Raw genomic sequence first — 15,859 nt, 5'->3', positions numbered from 1 at the left:
CGGCGTCGAGCAGGAGATATGCGCTCATCCGCGGGGTCCTTTTGTCCGCGCGGCGCGGTCCGATCTCGCGGCGCGCTCGAGCCGGCGCGCCCGCGTGTGCGACGAGGTGAGGATCCGGCGTGCTCCGGCATAGACCGTCATCGTCACCTGCACCAGGAAGGCCAGGAAGACCGGCTCCTCGATCGGCAGGTGCGGCGCGAGCAGGATGCCGGTCGAGATGGCGTTCGGATCGCGGCGGAAGATGTCGGCCGCGATCCCGGCGAGGTCCCATGCCACCAGCAGCGCGACGGCCGCCAGCAGGACCAGCGCCGCGCGGCGCGGATCCGCCCAGAGGAAGAGCCGCCATCGGGCGTCCACGAGCCCGACGCCGAAGATCGCCACGAGCAGCAGGCTGAGATACGTCACGCCCATCGCAGCGCCTCCGCGACCGGCAAGGGGCCCGTGCTGCGGTCGCCGCGGAACGCCTTGAGCACGAGCTCGGCGCTGATCAGGCACATCGGCAACCCTATGCCCGGAATGGTGGTCCCGCCCGCATAGAACAGGCCTCGCGTCCTGCGCGAGCGCGTGCGCCCGCGCAGGAACGCGCTCTGTCGCAGCGTGTGCGCAGGCCCCAACGCCGATCCCTGCCAGGAGTGCAGGTCGCGTTCGAAGTCGGCGGGGCCCACGGTGCGTCGCAGCACGACGCGCTCAGGCAGATCCGGAGCGCCGGCGTGCGCGGCGAGCGCGGCGATCGCCCGGTCGACGACCGCCTCCACCTCTGCCGAACCCGCACCGTGCAGACCACCGGATCCGATTCCGGGATCCGCCGGGACCGGCACGAGCAGGAACAGGTTCTCGTGTCCCTGGGGAGCGACCGTGGCATCTGTCGCGCTCGGCATGCAGGCGTAGAACGACGCGGGATCCGGCACCCGCGGCACGGCTCCGAAGATCGCATCGAAGTTCGCCTGCCAGTCCTGCGTGAACACGAGGTTGTGGTGACGCAACTCCGGGAGCCGCCCGCGCACTCCCAGCATCGCGAGGACCGCTCCCGTGCCGGGGTTGCTCCGATCCCAGTGCCGGAGCGGGCGCTCCCGCGAGCGGCCCGGCAGCAGCGCCGTGTCGCTGTGGTGCATGTCGACCGCGCTCACCACCCGGTCGAACCGCTCCTCGCGCAGCGCGCCGTGGTGCTCCACCAGGATGCCGCGGACCGCGCGATCCTCGACGAGGATCCGGCGGACCGGGGTGCGGGTGCGCACGACGACCCCTGCCTCCGCGGCGAGTCGCGAGAACGCATCCACCACCACGCCGAGCCCCCCGCGCGGGTACAGCACGCCGTCATCGAGGTCCAAGGTGCTCATCAGATGGAACAGCGCGGGCGCGAGGGCCGGCGAGGCACCGAGGAAGACCGCGGGATACTGCAGGATCTGACGCAGTCGCCGGTCCGCGAAGGATCCCTCGACCAGGCTCTGCAGGGAGCGGCCGAGCAGCTGTGAGAGCGCCGGCAGCTCCCTCAGCTCCCGGCCGGGCAGGAACGCGCCCGGGTGGGAGAAGTCGGTGTAGAGGAAGCGGTCCTTCGCGAGCCGATAGGTGCGCGCGGCCGAGTCGAGATGGGCGGAGAGCCTCGCGCCGGCTCCGGGCTCGATCCCCTCGAACAGCGTGACCACGTCGGCGCGACCGGAGCGCACATCCAGCGGACCGGCACCGTCGAAGAACACCCGGTAGGCCGGATCCAGGCGGACCAGGTCGAGCTCGTCCGCCGCAGTCGTGCCGAGCAGCCGGAACGCGTGATCGAAGACCTCGGGCATGAGATACCACGAGGGCCCGGTGTCGAACCGGAAGCCGAGCGCGTCCCAGCGTCCCGCGCGCCCGCCGAGCTGCGCCGACTTCTCGAACAGCTGAACCTCATGTCCGTCGGCCGCGAGCAGAGCCGCCGAGACGATCCCCGCGATTCCCCCGCCGAGAACCGCGACACGGCTCATCGAGCCACCGCCGGCGACAGCGCCGCGCGCGCCAGGACCCATGCCTTGCGCGCCGCCGGCACCCTCACCCGCCGGCGTACGAGGTCGTGCGCGGGCGTGGACCGCAGCCGGGAGGAGAGCTCGGCGTACAGCAGGTGCGCGGCGGTGACCGCCCGCCGGCTGGACGACGGCAGCTCCCCGATCACGGTGGCCGCCTCCCGCAGCTCCGCGTCGATGCCGTCCAGGATCCGGTTCTTCTGCTCCTCGGAGATCCCCTGAGGATCCACCCCCGGGAAGTAGCTGCGCCCGAGGGAGACCGCGTCCTCGCCGAGATCACGCAGGAAGTTGACCCGCTGGAACGCCGATCCCAGCGCCATCGCGCCCCGCTCCCAGCGCGCCTTTCGCAGCGGATCGGCGGGCAGACCGCGGCAGAACGAGGCCAGGCACATGAGCCCGAGCACCTCGGCGGATCCGTGCACGTAGTCGTCGAGCTCGCGCTCCTCGGTGAAGACGAGCGGATCCAGATCGCGCCGCATCGAGGCGAAGAAAGGCCTGGTGAGACGTTCGTCGATCCCGGTCTCGCGCGCCATGTTGGCGAAGGAGTGCACGACGAGGTTCGCGCTGTAGCCGCAGGCGAGGGCCGACTCCACCTCCTGCTCGAGGTGGTCGAGCACGAGGCGGCACTGCTCTCCGGTGAGTCCTGCGTCTGCGGCGCATCCGTCGACCACTTCACCCGCTACGCGCACCAGGGCGTAGACGGCGGCGAGGTCGGCACGCACGGGTCCGCTGCACAGCCGGCTGGCGAGGCGGAACGAGGTCGAGTAGCTCTCCAGGACCTGCGTCGAGCCCCGCGCGGCCGAGCGGTCGTACTGCCGCAGCCCGGCGGGCGCACTCATCGCGAGCGCTCCATCGCACTCGCCATGACCCGCTCCAGGTCCTCGATGATCTCGCGCGGCAGCGCTGCCCGGTACATCGACATGCTCGCCTCGTCGATGAGCTGCGCGGCCACGGCTTCGGCACGGGCTCGAGCACCGCTCCGCTCGATCGCGGAGCGCAGGAGAGCCGCTCCGCGCTCGTCGAGGTCCGGGTCGCCGAAGAGGTGCGCCACCCGCTGCCAGGAAGGATCCATCCGGGCGTACGCGACCAGCAGGGTGATCTTGCCCTCGCGCAGGTCGGACAGCACCGACTTCCCGATGCGCCTGGGGTCGCCGAACACCCCGAGCACGTCATCGCGCATCTGGAACGCGATCCCGACCGTGTCTCCGATGAAGCCGAGCGCGTCGACGACGTCGGATGACGCCCCGCCCATCAGCGCGCCGAATCGCAGTGGCGCACTGAACGAGTACCGCGCCGTCTTCAGCGCCATCGTGCGCAGGATCGTGTCCTCGTCGGCTTCGCCGCTCAGGCTGATCCGCAGATCGGCGTGCTCCCCGACGGCCGCGGCCGAAACCGCGTCGTCCAGCACGCCCAGCAGCGCGCGCCGCCTTCCCACCGGCTCGTCGAGCTCGCCGATCAGACGGTGCGCGGCCGCGAGCAGCAGACCCCCGACGAGGACCGCGCAGCTCTCGCCGTACCGTCGCGCCTCCCGTGGGTTCACGCCTCGGACAAGGGCTGCGTCACGCTGCCGCGAGATGAGGTTCGGTCCGCCCCGCCGCACGAGGTCGCGGTCGAGCACGTCGTCGTGCAGCAGGAACGCCGTGCAGCAGTTCCATCGCCACCGCCGCCTGCAGCGCGTGCTCGTCAGGAGCACCGCCGAACGCACGCTGAGCGGAGAGCAGGAGGCGGGGCCGCAGCAGCTTTCCGCCGGTGGATGCCTGCCGCATCGACTCCCACACCCGATCGAAGCCCTGGAACGTCCCCACGGTCCTCGCCACGTCATCGAAGCAGGCGTCGATCGCCGCCTCGACCTCGGCGACGGAATGGGCTGCGGAGCGGACGTCACGGACCATCGCGGGTTCCCTCACGACGCCAGCTCCTCGAGATCCCGCCCGCCGCCGAGGAACGGCAGCAGCTTCGCCTGCAGCACCAGCCATGGACTGAAGGCCCACGGCACCCGCTCGATGGAGGCGGCGAGATCGTCGGGATCCACCCAGCGGTGCTCGACCACTTCGTCCGGATGCGGACGCGGCGCCCCGTCGGAGGTGGCGACGTACACGGGGCAGATCTCGTTCTCGACCACTCCCGCAGCGTCCACCGCGCGGTATCGGAAGAACGGGAGCACCGGCTCCACGGCGCCGAGCGCGAGGCCGAGTTCGTGCTCGGCGCGCCGCCGCACTGCCGCGACGAGACCCTCCCCCGGTGCCGGGTGGCCGCAGAACGAGTTGGTCCACACCCCCGGCCATGCAGCCTTCGTCAGCGCTCTGCGGGTGACCAGCAACCGCCCGGCGGGATCGAAGACGTGACAGGAGAAGGCGAGGTGCAGGCGCGTGTCCGCGCCGTACACGCTGCTCTTGGGGGCCGTCCCGATCTCGGCGCCGTCCGAGCTCAGCAGCACGACCCGCTCACCGTCGTCCACCATCTGCACCACTTTGCTAATTTAGTTAAATACAATCTTGGTTAACAGTAAACCATTTGCCATATAGTCCTTCCATGGCAGATCCCCATCCCGGACCACGCACCGAGCGAGCGATGATCGATCCGCGCCTCATCGACCCCGCCTCGGAACTCGTGAACCGTGAGGATCTCAGCGACCAGGACGTCGATGAGATCGTGGAGATGATGGCCGCGCTGAGCGCCTGGCACCGGGCGGCGGAGAGGATGAGCCTCGCCTCGCGCCGCTACATGCGACTCAACACCAACGACATGCGTGCCGTCCGCTTCCTCATCGCAGCGGAGAATGCCGGCGAACCTGCGACGGCACGCGCACTGGCCGAGCATCTCGGCATCAGCTCCGCTGCAACGACCAAGCTGCTCGACCGACTCGAGCAGGGAGGGCATGTGCTCAGGCTCCCCTATCCCAACGACCGCCGTGCCCTGGCTTTGCGGGTATCCCAGGAGACCCGACTCGCCGCCCGCGAGGACGTGGGCCGCCTGCACGCGCGGCGCTTCGCCGTGGCTGCACGATTGAGTCCGTCCGACCGCGCGATCGTGACCGGCTTCCTCCAAGCTCTTGCGGCCACGGAGCATCCTGATCCCGACGGGGAGCGGATCGCGGTTGCCGAGCACGCGGACGAATCGCAGGGCGCGCACCCGCGATCCTCGACGTCCGTTCCGCGCGACGCGGAGACCTCCAGCTGATACCGAACGACGGGAGCGCGACGACATGACGCACGTGCTGGTGGCAGGAGCGACCGGGTACATCGGCGGGCGCCTCGTCCCGCAGCTGCTCGAGGCAGGCCACGAGGTGACCTGCCTGGTGCGAGCGGCCTGGAAGCTGACCGACGTGCCGTGGCGGGACCGCGTGCACGTGGCTGAGACCGACCTGGCCGACGCGCGGGGCGTGCGCGCCGCGATGCAGGGTGTCGACATCGCCTTCTATCTGGTGCATTCGATGACGGCGGGCAGCGGATTCTCCAGGACTGAGAAGGCCCATGCCCAGACGTTCGCCGCCGCGGCGGGCGAATCCGGCGTGCAGCGCATCGTGTACCTCGGCGGACTGCACCCGCAGAAGGCCGCTCTCTCGGAGCACCTGGCATCGCGAGCGGCGGTGGGGCAGGTCTTCCTCGAGGGTCCGGTGCCCGCCATCGTGCTGCAGGCCGGCATCGTCATCGGCTCGGGGTCGGCGTCTTTCGAGATGATCCGGCACCTGACCGAGGTGCTGCCCTATATGCCGGCACCCCGTTGGGTGCGCAATCACGTGCAGCCGATCGCCGTGCGCGACGTGCTCCGCTATCTCGTGGAATCGGTGACGATCGACCAGCGGCTCAACCGGACGTTCGATCTGGGCGGACCCGACGTGCTGCGGTACGGGCAGATGATGAACGGCTACGCGCTCGAGGCAGGACTGCCGCAGAGACCGATCGCGGCGCTGCCGGTGCTGACTCCCTGGCTGGCCTCGCAGTGGGTCAACCTCGTCACACCCGTTCCGCGCCGGATCGCGGTGCCCATCATCGCCTCGCTGCAGAACGACTGCGTCGCCCATGAGCACGACATCGCACAATGGATCCCGGATCCTCCCGGTGGCCTGCTCCCCTATCGGGTCGCCGTGCGGCTCGCCCTGCGGCGAGAGCGGGCCGGTGAGGTCGAGACGAGCTGGCAGAGCGCCACCGTGCCAGGTGCGCCGAGCGACCCTCTTCCGAGCGACCCCGAGTGGGCCGGGCAACGGGTCTTCACGGATACGAGGGAACGAGACAGCGTCGCGCCACCTGCGGCGGTGTGGAGTGTGATCGAGTCGATCGGCGGCGCCAACGGCTGGTATTCGTCCCCCCTGGCCTGGGCTGCGCGCGGCTGGATCGACCGCCTCTCCGGCGGAGTGGGAATGACCAGGGGGCGCCGAAACCCCTCGAAGCTGAATACCGGGGACGTCGTGGACGTCTGGCGGGTGGAGTCGATCCAGCGCGGACGCGCGCTGCGGCTGCGGGCGGAGATGCGCCTGCCCGGCAGGGGCTGGCTCGAGCTCGCCGTCGAGAGAACGGACCGCGGGAGCCGCTACCGTCAGCGCGCGGTCTTCTTCCCCAAGGGTCTATCGGGCCGTCTCTACTGGGCCGCCCTGGTGCCCTTCCACGGCATCATCTTCGCCGGCATGGCGACGAGCATCCTGCGCGCCGCGGAACGGAGTGCGGGCGCGCAGGGTTCCGCGGGCGCGCAGGGTTCGCCGGGCGCGCAGGGCTGATCCGGGCGCGCAGGGCTGATCCGGAGGCGCTTTCCCTGCTGACCATGGCGCTGTCACCGCGCTGTTCCGGGACCCGGGCAGCCCCTGCTCAGCAGCCGCCCATGGCGCGGGGATTCACGTTCAGCGCCTCCGTGACCGGCGCCGGCTCCACCACCGCAACACCCGTCGGAGATTCCGGCAGCGGCGGCAGCGCGGTCATGTCAAGCCAGGCGTCGAAGAAGGCCTCCAGGCGACGGCCCGCGACGGAGGCCGCGAGCGTCCGGAAGTCCTCTGTCGTGGCTGTGACGCCGGCGAACCGCTCGGTCCACGCGTGCAGGATCCGGAAGAAGACGTCGTCGCCGACGGTCAGCCGCAGGGCGTGCAGCGTCAGGGCGCCGCGCTTGTAGACGCGGTCGTCGAACATGAGCTCAGGACCGGGGTCGGAGAGCACGAGGTCCTGTGGCTGCGCGGCGAGAGCCGCCCAGTGCCCGAGAGCCTTGGCATGCGCGCCATGCCCGCCGCTGCGCTCGGACCAGATCCACTCCGCGTAGCAGGCGAAGCCCTCGTTGAGCCAGATGTCGCGCCACCGGGCGACGCCGACGCTGTTGCCGAACCACTGGTGCGCGAGCTCGTGCGCGATGAGACGCTCCAGGCTGCCCCGGCCGTCGATGTGGTTGGCGCCGAACACGCCCATCCCCTGCGCCTCGAGCGGGATCTCCAGGTCGTCGGCCGTCACCACGAGCCGGTAGGACGGCAGCGGGTACGGCCCGAACGCCTCCGTGAACGCCGCCATCATGCGCGGCAGCGGGGCCAGGTCCGCCTGCACCCGTGCGGAGAGCGCCGGCGGGTGGAGCACCTGCCCCTCGACGCCCGCGAGATCCATGCCGCGCGAGACATACTTCCCGATCTGCACGGTCGCGAGATACGTGGGAGTCGGAGTGGAGCGCTCGAACACCCATGCGGTGCGCCCGCCCTTGGTCGCCGTGGAGACCGGCTCGGCCGCCGCGACCGTGTAGCCGGGATCCGTCGTGATCGTGAGTCGGTAGCTCGCCTTGTCGCTCGGGTGATCGTTGCAGGGGAACCACGACGGCGCGCCGATGGGCTGCGAGGCGACGATCGCGCCGTCCTCCAGCTCCTCCCAGCCGAGCGTGCCCCAGCGGGTGCGGCGCGGTCGGGGAGCACCGCCGTACGCGATGGAGACCTCGAAGGTGTCGCCGGCGGAGAGCTCCCGGCCGAACGCGATCTTGAGCTTGCGGTCGGTCTGGGTGAACCCGATCCGGCCGCCCTTCCCGCCCGCAGCGCCCCGCGGCGTCTGGACCTTCGTCGCCCGGAGCCCGACGAGGTCGAGCGACACGCTCTTGGTGGCCTCGAGCACGCGGCCGCGCACCAGGGCGACCCCGTCGAGCCGGTTCGTGCTGAGCCGGTAGTCGATCCTCAGGTCGTAGTGCTCGACGTGGTAGCGGCGGTCGCCGCTGCGCGGCGTGTAGTCGTCGGGGCTCACCGTTCCATGCTCACAGATCCGGAGCGGCCGGCGGCGCGGCGCTCACCGCGATCCCCGGGGTTCACTCCGCCGCCTGGTAGGTGCGCACCTTCACCGCGCGCCACGGCCCGATGGGGTTGCCGCTCCAACGGCTGCCGACAGGCACGCTCTCGCCGCGCATCACGAGCGACGCGGGCCCCACGGTGGCGTCGGATCCGATCGTCGCGGCGGGCAGGATCACGCTGTGCGGGCCGAGGGTGGCGCCCGCCTCGAGCGTCACCGTGTCGATGCTCATCACGCGGTCGTGGAACAGGTGCGTCTGCACGACGCAGCCGCGGTTCACCGTCGCGCCGTCGCCCAGGGTCACCAGATCGGGCTCCGGGAGCCAGTAGCTGTCGGTCCATACGCCGCGCCCGATCTTCGCGCCGAGCGTGCGCAGCCACACGGCGAGCGCCGGGGTTCCTGCCGCGGCGTTGGCGAACCACGGAGCCGCCATCATCTCGGTGAACGTGTCGGCCACCTCCGTGCGCCACACGAAGCTCGACCACAGCGGGTGCTCCCCCGCGCGGATCGGCCCGACGAAGATCCACTTCGCCGCCGTCGCGCAGCCGGCCGCCACCGCGCCGGCGGCGAGCAGCACGAGACCGGACAGCACCACGGTCCAGCCGAGCCCCAGCCATGCGGCGAGCGCGGCCAGCGCCAGCAGGACCGCGAGGCCCAGAGCGCAGGTGAGGATCACGGGCACGAGGCGGCACAGCTCCCAGAGCCCCCGCGCGACCCGCAGCGACGCGCGCGGGCGATAGGTGCGCTCGAGATCCGCCTCGTTCACGACGCGGCGCAGGCGCACCGGCGGCGACCCGAGCCACGAGGATCCCGCCTTCGCCTTGTCCGGCGCGACCGAGAGCACGGCGACCAGCCCATCCTTGGGCACCTTGTGACCGGCGCCCGCCATACCGGAGTTTCCGAGAAAGGCGCGCTTGCCGATGCGGGCGGCGGCGAGGCGCATCCAGCCGCCGCCGAGCTCGTAGGAGGCGACCATCGTGTCGTCGGCGAGGAACGCGCCGTCGTCGATCGTCGTCATCGACGGGATCAGCAGCACCGTCGAGATCTCCACCTCCTTGCCGACCTTCGCGCCGAGCAGCCGCAGCCAGACCGGTGTGAACAGGCTCGCGTAGAGGGGGAACAGCAGCGTGCGCGCGGAGTCGAGCAGTCGCTCGGTGGTCCACGCCTGCCAGGCGATGCGGCCTCGGACGGGGTGGATCCCCTCGCGCAGCCCGATCGCGAGCAGCCGGGTGGTCGCCACGACCAGGCCGGCGAACACGATCCCGGTCACGAGGACGGCAGGGACGAGCCAGAGCGCGAGCGTCGGAAGCGCCGCTCCGAGCGACGCGGCTCCCCGCGCGCCCTGCACGAGCACCAGCGCGCCGACGGCGAACGCGATCACGGGCAGCAGGCCAAGACCCATGCTCGATGCGGCATATGCCCACAGCCAGCGGCGCGGGGTCGGCGGCCGTTCGGGCGCCAGCGGGGCGGACTTGCCGCCGACGCGCACCGCCGGCGACCCCGCCCAGCGCTGCCCGGCGCGCACGCGCCCGAACACCGCGGAGCCCGGCGCCACCTCGGCGCCGCGGCCGATGCGCGTGCCGGGGGCGAGGGTGCTGCGCGCGCCGACGACAGCGCCGGCGCCGATCCGGATCCCGCCGATGCGCACCACGTCGCCGTCGATCCAGTAGCCGGAGAGGTCGACCTCGGGCTCGATCGCCGCACCCCGGCCGATGTCGAGCATGCCGGTCACCGGGGGCAGCGTGTGCAGGTCCACGTCCGGCCCGATCTTCGCGCCCAGGGCGCGGGCGTAGTAGCTCACCCACGGAGCGCCGGCGAACCCGACGGGGTCGATCTGGTGGCTCACCTGCTCCGCGAGCCAGAGCCGCAGATGCACGCCGCCGCCGCGCGGGTGGTCGCCGGCGCGCACCCCTGCGAGCAGCAGCCGGGCTGCGACCGCCGCGATCGTCATCCGGCCGAACGGCGTCGCGAACACCACCAGGCCCGCGACGATGAGCCACACCGGCGCGGTCGGCAGCCAGTCGAACCCGGGCACGACATGCAGGATCGCGCTCCCCGTCAGCAACCACAGCACCCAGCGGATCCCGCCCAGCACGAACAGCGGGACGCCGAGCACGGTCTGGATCCACTGCATGCGCCGCGGGGTCGGACGCGACTCGTGGAAGTCGCCGGGATCCGGCTCCTCGTCACCCGCCTCCGCCTCGACGGCGTCGGCCATGCGGCGCAGCCGGGGCAGGTCGTACACGTCGGCCATGGTGAACTCGGGTGCACGGGAGCGGATCCGGCTCACGAGCTGCGCGGCCGCGAGGGATCCGCCGCCGAGCTGGAAGAAGTCGGCGTCCTCGTCGAGCGGACGCGTGCCGAGCACGGCGAACCACTGCTCGGCGAGCCAGGCCGCGGTGCCGGTCAGGGTGGAGTCGTCGGCGTCCGGATCCGTCAGCGGCCAGGGCAGCGCCGCCTTGTCGACCTTGCCCGAGGTGCGCACGGGCAGGTCGTCCATGACCGCCAGCAGCGGGATGAGCGGTGCGGGCAGGGTCCCGGCGAGCTCGGCGCGCGCGGTCTGCCGGTCGAAGCCCTCGGTCGGCACGACGTAGCCGACGAGCAGCGGCACGCCGCCCTCGCTGCGCTGCACGGCGACGGTCGCGGCGGTCACCGCGGTGAGGTTCTGCAGGGCGGCCTCCACCTCGCCCAGCTCGATGCGCCGGCCGCCGATCTTCACCTGGTCGTCGGCGCGCCCCTGGAAGACGAGCCCCGCCTCCTCGTACCGCACGAGGTCGCCCGAGCGGTAGGCGCGGTCCCAGCCCAGCGACGGCATCGGCGCGTACTTCTCCGCATCCTTGGCCGGATCCAGGTACCGCGCGAGCCCCACCCCGCCGATCACGAGCTCGCCGACCTCGCCCTCGGCGACGCGGTTTCCCTCGCCGTCGACGACCGCGAGCTCCCACCCGCCCAGGGGCAGGCCGATCCGCACCGGCTCCCCCGCGCGCAGCGCCTCGCCGTCCATCTCGGCCGCGCAGGCGACGACGGTGGCCTCCGTCGGGCCGTAGGTGTTCCAGACCTCGCGATCCTCCCCCACGAGGCGCGCCGCGAGCTCGGGCGGCAGCGCCTCGCCGCCGAAGATGAGCAGCCGGAGGTTCTCGATCGCGTCCTGCGGCCACAGCGCCGCCAGCGTCGGCACGGTCGAGACCACCGTGATGCCGTGCCCGAGCAGCCACGGACCGAGGTCCTCGCCCGACCGCACGAGCGCCCGCGGCGCCGGCACCAGGCACGCGCCGTGACGCCATGCCAGCCACATCTCCTCGCACGAGGCGTCGAACGCCACGGACAAGCCTGCGAGCACGCGATCGCCGGGGCCGATCGGCGCGTGCTGCAGGAACAGATTCGCCTCGGCGTCGACGAAGGCGGCGGCGGAGCGGTGCGTGACCGCGACGCCCTTGGGCACCCCGGTGGATCCGGACGTGAAGATGATCCATGCGTCATCGAGCGGCAGGGGATGCGGCACCGTTCCGATCGCGACGGAGCTGGGATGCGGATCGTCGCCGTCGAACAGGCCGGATCCGGGCCCCCCGGTCCCTGATCCTGTCGCGGCCCCCGTCGCGGTCCCCGAGCCAGCCTCGGTCCCTGAGCCAGCCTCGGTCCCTGAGCCTGTCGAAGGGGCTGAGCCTGTCGAAGGGACGGCAGCCCCGTTCCCTGAGCCCGTCGAAGGGACCGAGCCCGGCACGGGCGCTGCGTCCGCCTCCGCGGCCCCCTCCCCCAGAGGCGTGAACACCCCGCCGGCGCCGATCACGCCGCGCACCTTCGCCTCGCCGAAGACCAGGTCGGCCCGCTCCTGGGGATCGTCGGCGTCGACCGGCACGTAGGCGGCGCCCGCAGCCATCGTGCCGAGGATCGCGAGGTACAGCTCGCGGCCGCCCGAAGGCATCCGGATCCCCACGCGGTCGCCGCGCAGCACGCCCTGCTCGCGGAGCCGCGTCGCGGTGCGCCAGACCTGGGCGAGCAGCTCGGCGTAGCTGAGGGCGCCGGCCGCATCCTCGATCGCGGAGGCGTCCGGGTGCCGCCGCGCGGTGTCGACGAGGATGTCGATCAGCGTGCGCGGCGTCGCCGCGAGCGCGGCGCGATCGAGGATGTCTTGCATCGGGTTCCGTTCCAGCGACGCACGCCGGGCGCGTGCGCGCTCAGGGTACCGCCCGCGGGGAAACAGCAGGTGAAGCGCCCCGGGCGCCGGGTCCGTGCGCTGCGGAACGTCGCTACTGAGGCGCGCCAGGCGCCTTCGCGGGGTCGTCCGAGGGCGGCAGGGCCGGTATGGGTCCCCCGATCACCCCGATGACCTGGATTCCCGCGCCGCCGATGGTGGTCTGCTGATCGGCTGATGTCGAGGACGAGGATGCGTCCACCTGCATCAGAAACGGCCCGACGTAGTGCGCCCCTGTCATCATCTCGCTCGCCGACGTGGACCACGTGCCTGTGAGGGTCACGTTGCGCACCAACAGCAGGGAGAGGGGCTGGCAGCGCACCGTGTCGGGATCAGAAGCCGCGCCGATCAGGTCGCCCGCGCTCATGCCGGGGACGCACCACTGCGTCGCCGCGAGAAGCTCAGGATGCCACCAGTGGATGCCCGAAGCGCTGCGCACGATCGTCACCAGGAGGTGCTCGAAGTGGATGTGCAACGAGCTGTCCTGCGCGGTGAGGGAGGTCGCGGTCGGCGCGTCCTGGAGGTCGTTGCGGTCGATCGTCGTGAGCAGCCGGGCGTCGTCGACCGTCGAGATCGCGTTCGCGACCGTGAAGAGCGAGGTCGCCGAGGCCAGGGCGCGCTCACGCGATCCGAGGACGCCGTCCTCGGATCCTTCGGTCGGCACCGACGCGTCGGGCACGAGGGCCGCCTCCGCGAGGCGGGTCGTGGCGAGTCGGCCCGGATCCGCACGTACCGCCAGCGGAGTGCGCAGCGCCATGGTTGCGATCGGATCGTTCACCGTCGCACCATCGAGCGGCGCTGCGTCGACGAGCGGCGCCGCAACATCGAGCGGCGCCGCGTCGGCGACCGGTGCCGCGTCGGCGACCGATCCGGCGTCGGCAGCCGACTGCGCGATCAGCGTGCGACGGGCGTCGCGCAGTGCGGGCAGGTCGAGCGCCGATGCCCGGTCCGAGAAGTCGATGCGGTCGCGATTGACCAGCACGCGCTGGGCCAGGCTCTCCTTCAGCGACTCCGGGATGGCATGAAGGCGCCAGAGGACCGGATCCGGGCGGCTCGGGGCGGTGATCGTCGAGGAGTCGTCGTGGTGACTCGAGACCACGGTGTCGAACGTCTGCCAGCCGGTCGCATCCGGCTCAGCGAATCCCTCGGGGAGGCAGCCGAAGGGAAGCGCCGCCGCGGAACCCTCGCCGACGTCCTTGCGCGCATCGGCGATCAGCGCCTCGATGCGGGCAAGCCCCGGATCGTCGGCGGCCAGGGTCGGCACGGCGAATCGCGCGGCGAGGGAGTAGCCGGTGCGCAGCGTCATCCCGGTCTGCACCGGCGTCACGATCGACGTGCCCGCGGCCGCCTTGAGGTCGAGGGGGAAGTCGTACAGCTCGCCCAGCCATTGCGACAGCTGCAGCGGGTTCGTCTGGCCGCCCTGCACGATCTCGTCGGGTACGGCCTGACCGGGGAAGAGCGCGAGCGCATGCCGCTCGTCCCCGGCCGGCACGTACGCAGCCGTGAGCGTGTCCAGGATCTGCTGCCCGAGCGCGAGCAGCTGATCGTCGTTCTCGTCCATCGGCTGCTCCTGCTCAGTTCGGAGCGCCCGCGGGCGCCGGTGCGGGGGTCGCTCCGGAAGCGGCAGCGGATCCGGTTCCGGCAGCTGGAGCGGAAGCGCCTCCGGAGGCGGCGCCCGAACCCCCCGGGGTGCCTGCCGCGGCCAGGCCCGGGTCGTCCTTCGCGGGGCTCGCGGGCTGGATCTCGCCGATCCAGCCGACGATCTGCGAACCCATGAGCGACAGCGTTCCGCCCTGCTCGGAGCGCGTGAAGCTCCAGCTGTTGGACGCGTCGGAATGCGAGGTGAACGCCCCGCTGTCCTGCGAGTCCGAGTGCTGGAAATGACCGCCGATGCCGCACCAGCCCACCGAGCCGCCGAAGGTGGTGGAGCTCGAATCGGTCTGCTGCGAGGCCTGATCCGCCGCCGACTGGAAGGCGTCGCCCATCGCGCCCCAGTTGTCCGCCGTGATGGTGACGTTGCGCACCACGAGGAACGCCTTGGGCACCATCGGCAGGATCCGGTCGGGTGCGTCGATCTGGCCCGTGATGGTGCCGTCGCTGATCGCGTTCTGCTTCTGCCCGACCATGTACCAGCCGGGGATGTGCAGCAGATCCAGCAGCGCCCAGTCGCGGATGCAGTTCGCCACGAAGTACTCGAACGTCACCGACGCCGACGTGCTGGAGTCCTGGAAGTGCTGCCAGCCCTGCTGACCGTCACTCTGCTGCCCGTCGTGATGCGCATCGCTGTGGCCCGCATCCGCCGACGCCCCGAACCCGAACATCGAGAAGCCGGCGCCGCCGGAGTTGCTCGAGGACGAGTCGTGGTAGAACGAGTTCGCGAAGCTGCTCGACGTGGACGCCGACGAGGTGGCGTAGTTGTCGCTGCTGGTGTCGATATGGAACACGCCGAAGTCGTTGTCCGTGTGGTCCCACCAGGAGACCGGGTCGATCGCCGACCACGGGATCTTCTCCGCGATCGCTCCGGCCAGGCCGACCTGATAGTCGTCGAACATCCGGCGCGCCTTGGCGATCAGCGCGGCGACCGCGCTGCCGCCCTTGGACTGCAGCGTGTTCATGGCGTCCTCGATCTTCTGGCCGCCCATGTCGCGGTAGTCGTTCCAGGCGTTGTCCACCGCCGCCTGCAGCGCGCCGCTGGCGACCGCCCACGCACCGCCGGCGGCAGGGTTCGCCATGGCGGCCGCATACCCCTGCGCATAGGCGGTGCGGGCGTCCGCGAGCGCCTTAAGGTTGTGACGGTAGGAGAGATACAGCGGGGTGTATCCGGTGTAGTTGCCCTGAGCGTCCATCAGATACAGCACCTGCTCGGCCGCGGCGATGCTCGCCTTCGTCTCATCGGACGGTTCCGGCACCGGCTCCGCCTGCATCCCGGTCAGCACCTCGAAGTACTCGATCGAGACCTTCCGATCCGGCCACGACTTCGCGATCCCCTTGTCGGTGACCATCAGCATGTCGTCGACGAGCCGGGCGGTGTTCATCGCCGAGTTGAGCGCTGTCGCGAGCTGCGCCGACGGCTGTGCCGCGGCCGCCTGCTGCCCGGGAGGGGCGGGCACGCCGCCCGGTGCCGTCGGCGCGGCGTCGGATGCAGCGGGCTGGGTGAACTGCCCGTCGTCGGACGACGCCTGGTAGACGAGGCCGGCGGGCGTCCACGGGTTCGCGTACATCTTGGGGTCGATCGATCGCCCGATCGGCAGGTGCATGTAGACGGCGCTGCCGGAGGGGCTGCCGTCGGGATTGGTCAGCTGCGCCGCGACGGCGCTGTGCAGCTGGTTGAGGGCGTCGAGCAACGCCTTGGTGATGCCTCCGGTGATCTGGAGGCCGTCGGTGACGTCAGGCATGAGATTCTCCGTGAAGTGCGTGATCGGGATGAGGTGCGGCGC

The 15,859-nt window shown here is 71.5% G+C and carries 12 protein-coding genes; 2 read left to right on the top strand and 10 right to left on the bottom strand.

The features are described from left to right. Positions 1-24: 24 nt before the first annotated feature. Genes ACYQ1L_RS20060 through idi form a run of 6 tightly spaced genes read right to left on the bottom strand, consistent with a single transcriptional unit; the run spans position 25 to position 4,455 of the window. Positions 25-411: a lycopene cyclase domain-containing protein gene (locus ACYQ1L_RS20060; RefSeq protein WP_460005725.1), complete on the bottom strand. Its 387-nt coding sequence runs from the start codon at positions 409-411 to the stop codon at positions 25-27. After that, on the bottom strand, positions 402-1,958 hold the full coding sequence (gene crtI / locus ACYQ1L_RS20055; RefSeq protein WP_460005724.1) for a phytoene desaturase family protein: 1,557 nt from the start codon (positions 1,956-1,958) through the stop codon (positions 402-404). Before crtI ends, ACYQ1L_RS20060 begins: the two co-directional genes overlap by 10 nt. After that, positions 1,955-2,833 carry a phytoene/squalene synthase family protein gene (locus ACYQ1L_RS20050; protein ID WP_460005723.1) on the bottom strand — a complete coding sequence of 293 codons (879 nt, stop codon included), beginning with the start codon at positions 2,831-2,833 and terminating at the stop codon, positions 1,955-1,957. Before ACYQ1L_RS20050 ends, crtI begins: the two co-directional genes overlap by 4 nt. Next, positions 2,830-3,594, bottom strand: coding sequence for a polyprenyl synthetase family protein (locus tag ACYQ1L_RS20045; RefSeq protein ID WP_460005869.1), 765 nt, complete (start codon positions 3,592-3,594; stop codon positions 2,830-2,832). Before ACYQ1L_RS20045 ends, ACYQ1L_RS20050 begins: the two co-directional genes overlap by 4 nt. Further along, complete coding sequence (locus tag ACYQ1L_RS20040) at positions 3,554-3,901, bottom strand: polyprenyl synthetase family protein (RefSeq protein WP_460005722.1); 348 nt, start codon at positions 3,899-3,901, stop codon at positions 3,554-3,556. The genes ACYQ1L_RS20045 and ACYQ1L_RS20040 overlap by 41 nt, the downstream gene beginning before the upstream one ends. Continuing rightward, positions 3,898-4,455 (bottom strand): isopentenyl-diphosphate Delta-isomerase, encoded by a 558-nt coding sequence (gene idi, locus ACYQ1L_RS20035; RefSeq protein ID WP_460005868.1) that lies wholly within the window; start codon positions 4,453-4,455, stop codon positions 3,898-3,900. Before idi ends, ACYQ1L_RS20040 begins: the two co-directional genes overlap by 4 nt. 71 nt (positions 4,456-4,526) lie before the next feature. Between idi and ACYQ1L_RS20030 the strand changes: the two genes are divergently transcribed. Beyond that, entirely contained in the window at positions 4,527-5,174 is a 648-nt protein-coding gene (locus ACYQ1L_RS20030) for a MarR family winged helix-turn-helix transcriptional regulator (protein WP_460005721.1), read from the top strand. A gap of 25 nt (positions 5,175-5,199) precedes the next feature. After that, positions 5,200-6,708: an SDR family oxidoreductase gene (locus ACYQ1L_RS20025; protein WP_460005720.1), complete on the top strand. Its 1,509-nt coding sequence runs from the start codon at positions 5,200-5,202 to the stop codon at positions 6,706-6,708. 88 nt (positions 6,709-6,796) lie between these two features. Here the strand turns inward: ACYQ1L_RS20025 and ACYQ1L_RS20020 are convergent, their stop codons facing one another. The 4 genes from ACYQ1L_RS20020 to ACYQ1L_RS20005 all read right to left on the bottom strand — a co-directional run bounded on the left by ACYQ1L_RS20020 (position 6,797) and on the right by ACYQ1L_RS20005 (position 15,817). Next, the gene (locus ACYQ1L_RS20020; RefSeq protein ID WP_460005719.1) at positions 6,797-8,188 is read right to left on the bottom strand and encodes a M1 family metallopeptidase; all 1,392 of its coding nucleotides are present in this window, start codon (positions 8,186-8,188) and stop codon (positions 6,797-6,799) included. Between the two features lie 61 nt (positions 8,189-8,249). Beyond that, complete coding sequence (locus ACYQ1L_RS20015) at positions 8,250-12,365, bottom strand: Pls/PosA family non-ribosomal peptide synthetase (RefSeq protein ID WP_460005718.1); 4,116 nt, start codon at positions 12,363-12,365, stop codon at positions 8,250-8,252. A gap of 112 nt (positions 12,366-12,477) precedes the next feature. Next, positions 12,478-13,983, bottom strand: coding sequence for a hypothetical protein (locus tag ACYQ1L_RS20010; protein WP_460005717.1), 1,506 nt, complete (start codon positions 13,981-13,983; stop codon positions 12,478-12,480). 13 nt (positions 13,984-13,996) lie between these two features. Then, positions 13,997-15,817 (bottom strand): hypothetical protein, encoded by a 1,821-nt coding sequence (locus ACYQ1L_RS20005; protein WP_460005716.1) that lies wholly within the window; start codon positions 15,815-15,817, stop codon positions 13,997-13,999. Positions 15,818-15,859: the final 42 nt, after the last annotated feature.

The organism is Microbacterium xylanilyticum, assembly GCF_054654695.1.
This window is presented reverse-complemented; position numbering and strand designations above follow the sequence as displayed.

Excerpts from the sequence above, each read along its gene's own strand:
- crtI (WP_460005724.1), bottom strand. The coding sequence starts at position 1,958 with ATGAGCCGTGTCGCGGTTCTCGGCGGGGGAATCGCGGGGATCGTCTCG.
- ACYQ1L_RS20010 (WP_460005717.1), bottom strand. The coding sequence starts at position 13,983 with ATGGACGAGAACGACGATCAGCTGCTCGCGCTCGGGCAGCAGATCCTG.
- ACYQ1L_RS20015 (WP_460005718.1), bottom strand. The coding sequence starts at position 12,365 with ATGCAAGACATCCTCGATCGCGCCGCGCTCGCGGCGACGCCGCGCACG.
- ACYQ1L_RS20005 (WP_460005716.1), bottom strand. The coding sequence starts at position 15,817 with ATGCCTGACGTCACCGACGGCCTCCAGATCACCGGAGGCATCACCAAG.
- ACYQ1L_RS20025 (WP_460005720.1), top strand. The coding sequence starts at position 5,200 with ATGACGCACGTGCTGGTGGCAGGAGCGACCGGGTACATCGGCGGGCGC.
- ACYQ1L_RS20030 (WP_460005721.1), top strand. The coding sequence starts at position 4,527 with ATGGCAGATCCCCATCCCGGACCACGCACCGAGCGAGCGATGATCGAT.
- ACYQ1L_RS20050 (WP_460005723.1), bottom strand. The coding sequence starts at position 2,833 with ATGAGTGCGCCCGCCGGGCTGCGGCAGTACGACCGCTCGGCCGCGCGG.
- idi (WP_460005868.1), bottom strand. The coding sequence starts at position 4,455 with ATGGTGGACGACGGTGAGCGGGTCGTGCTGCTGAGCTCGGACGGCGCC.
- ACYQ1L_RS20060 (WP_460005725.1), bottom strand. The coding sequence starts at position 411 with ATGGGCGTGACGTATCTCAGCCTGCTGCTCGTGGCGATCTTCGGCGTC.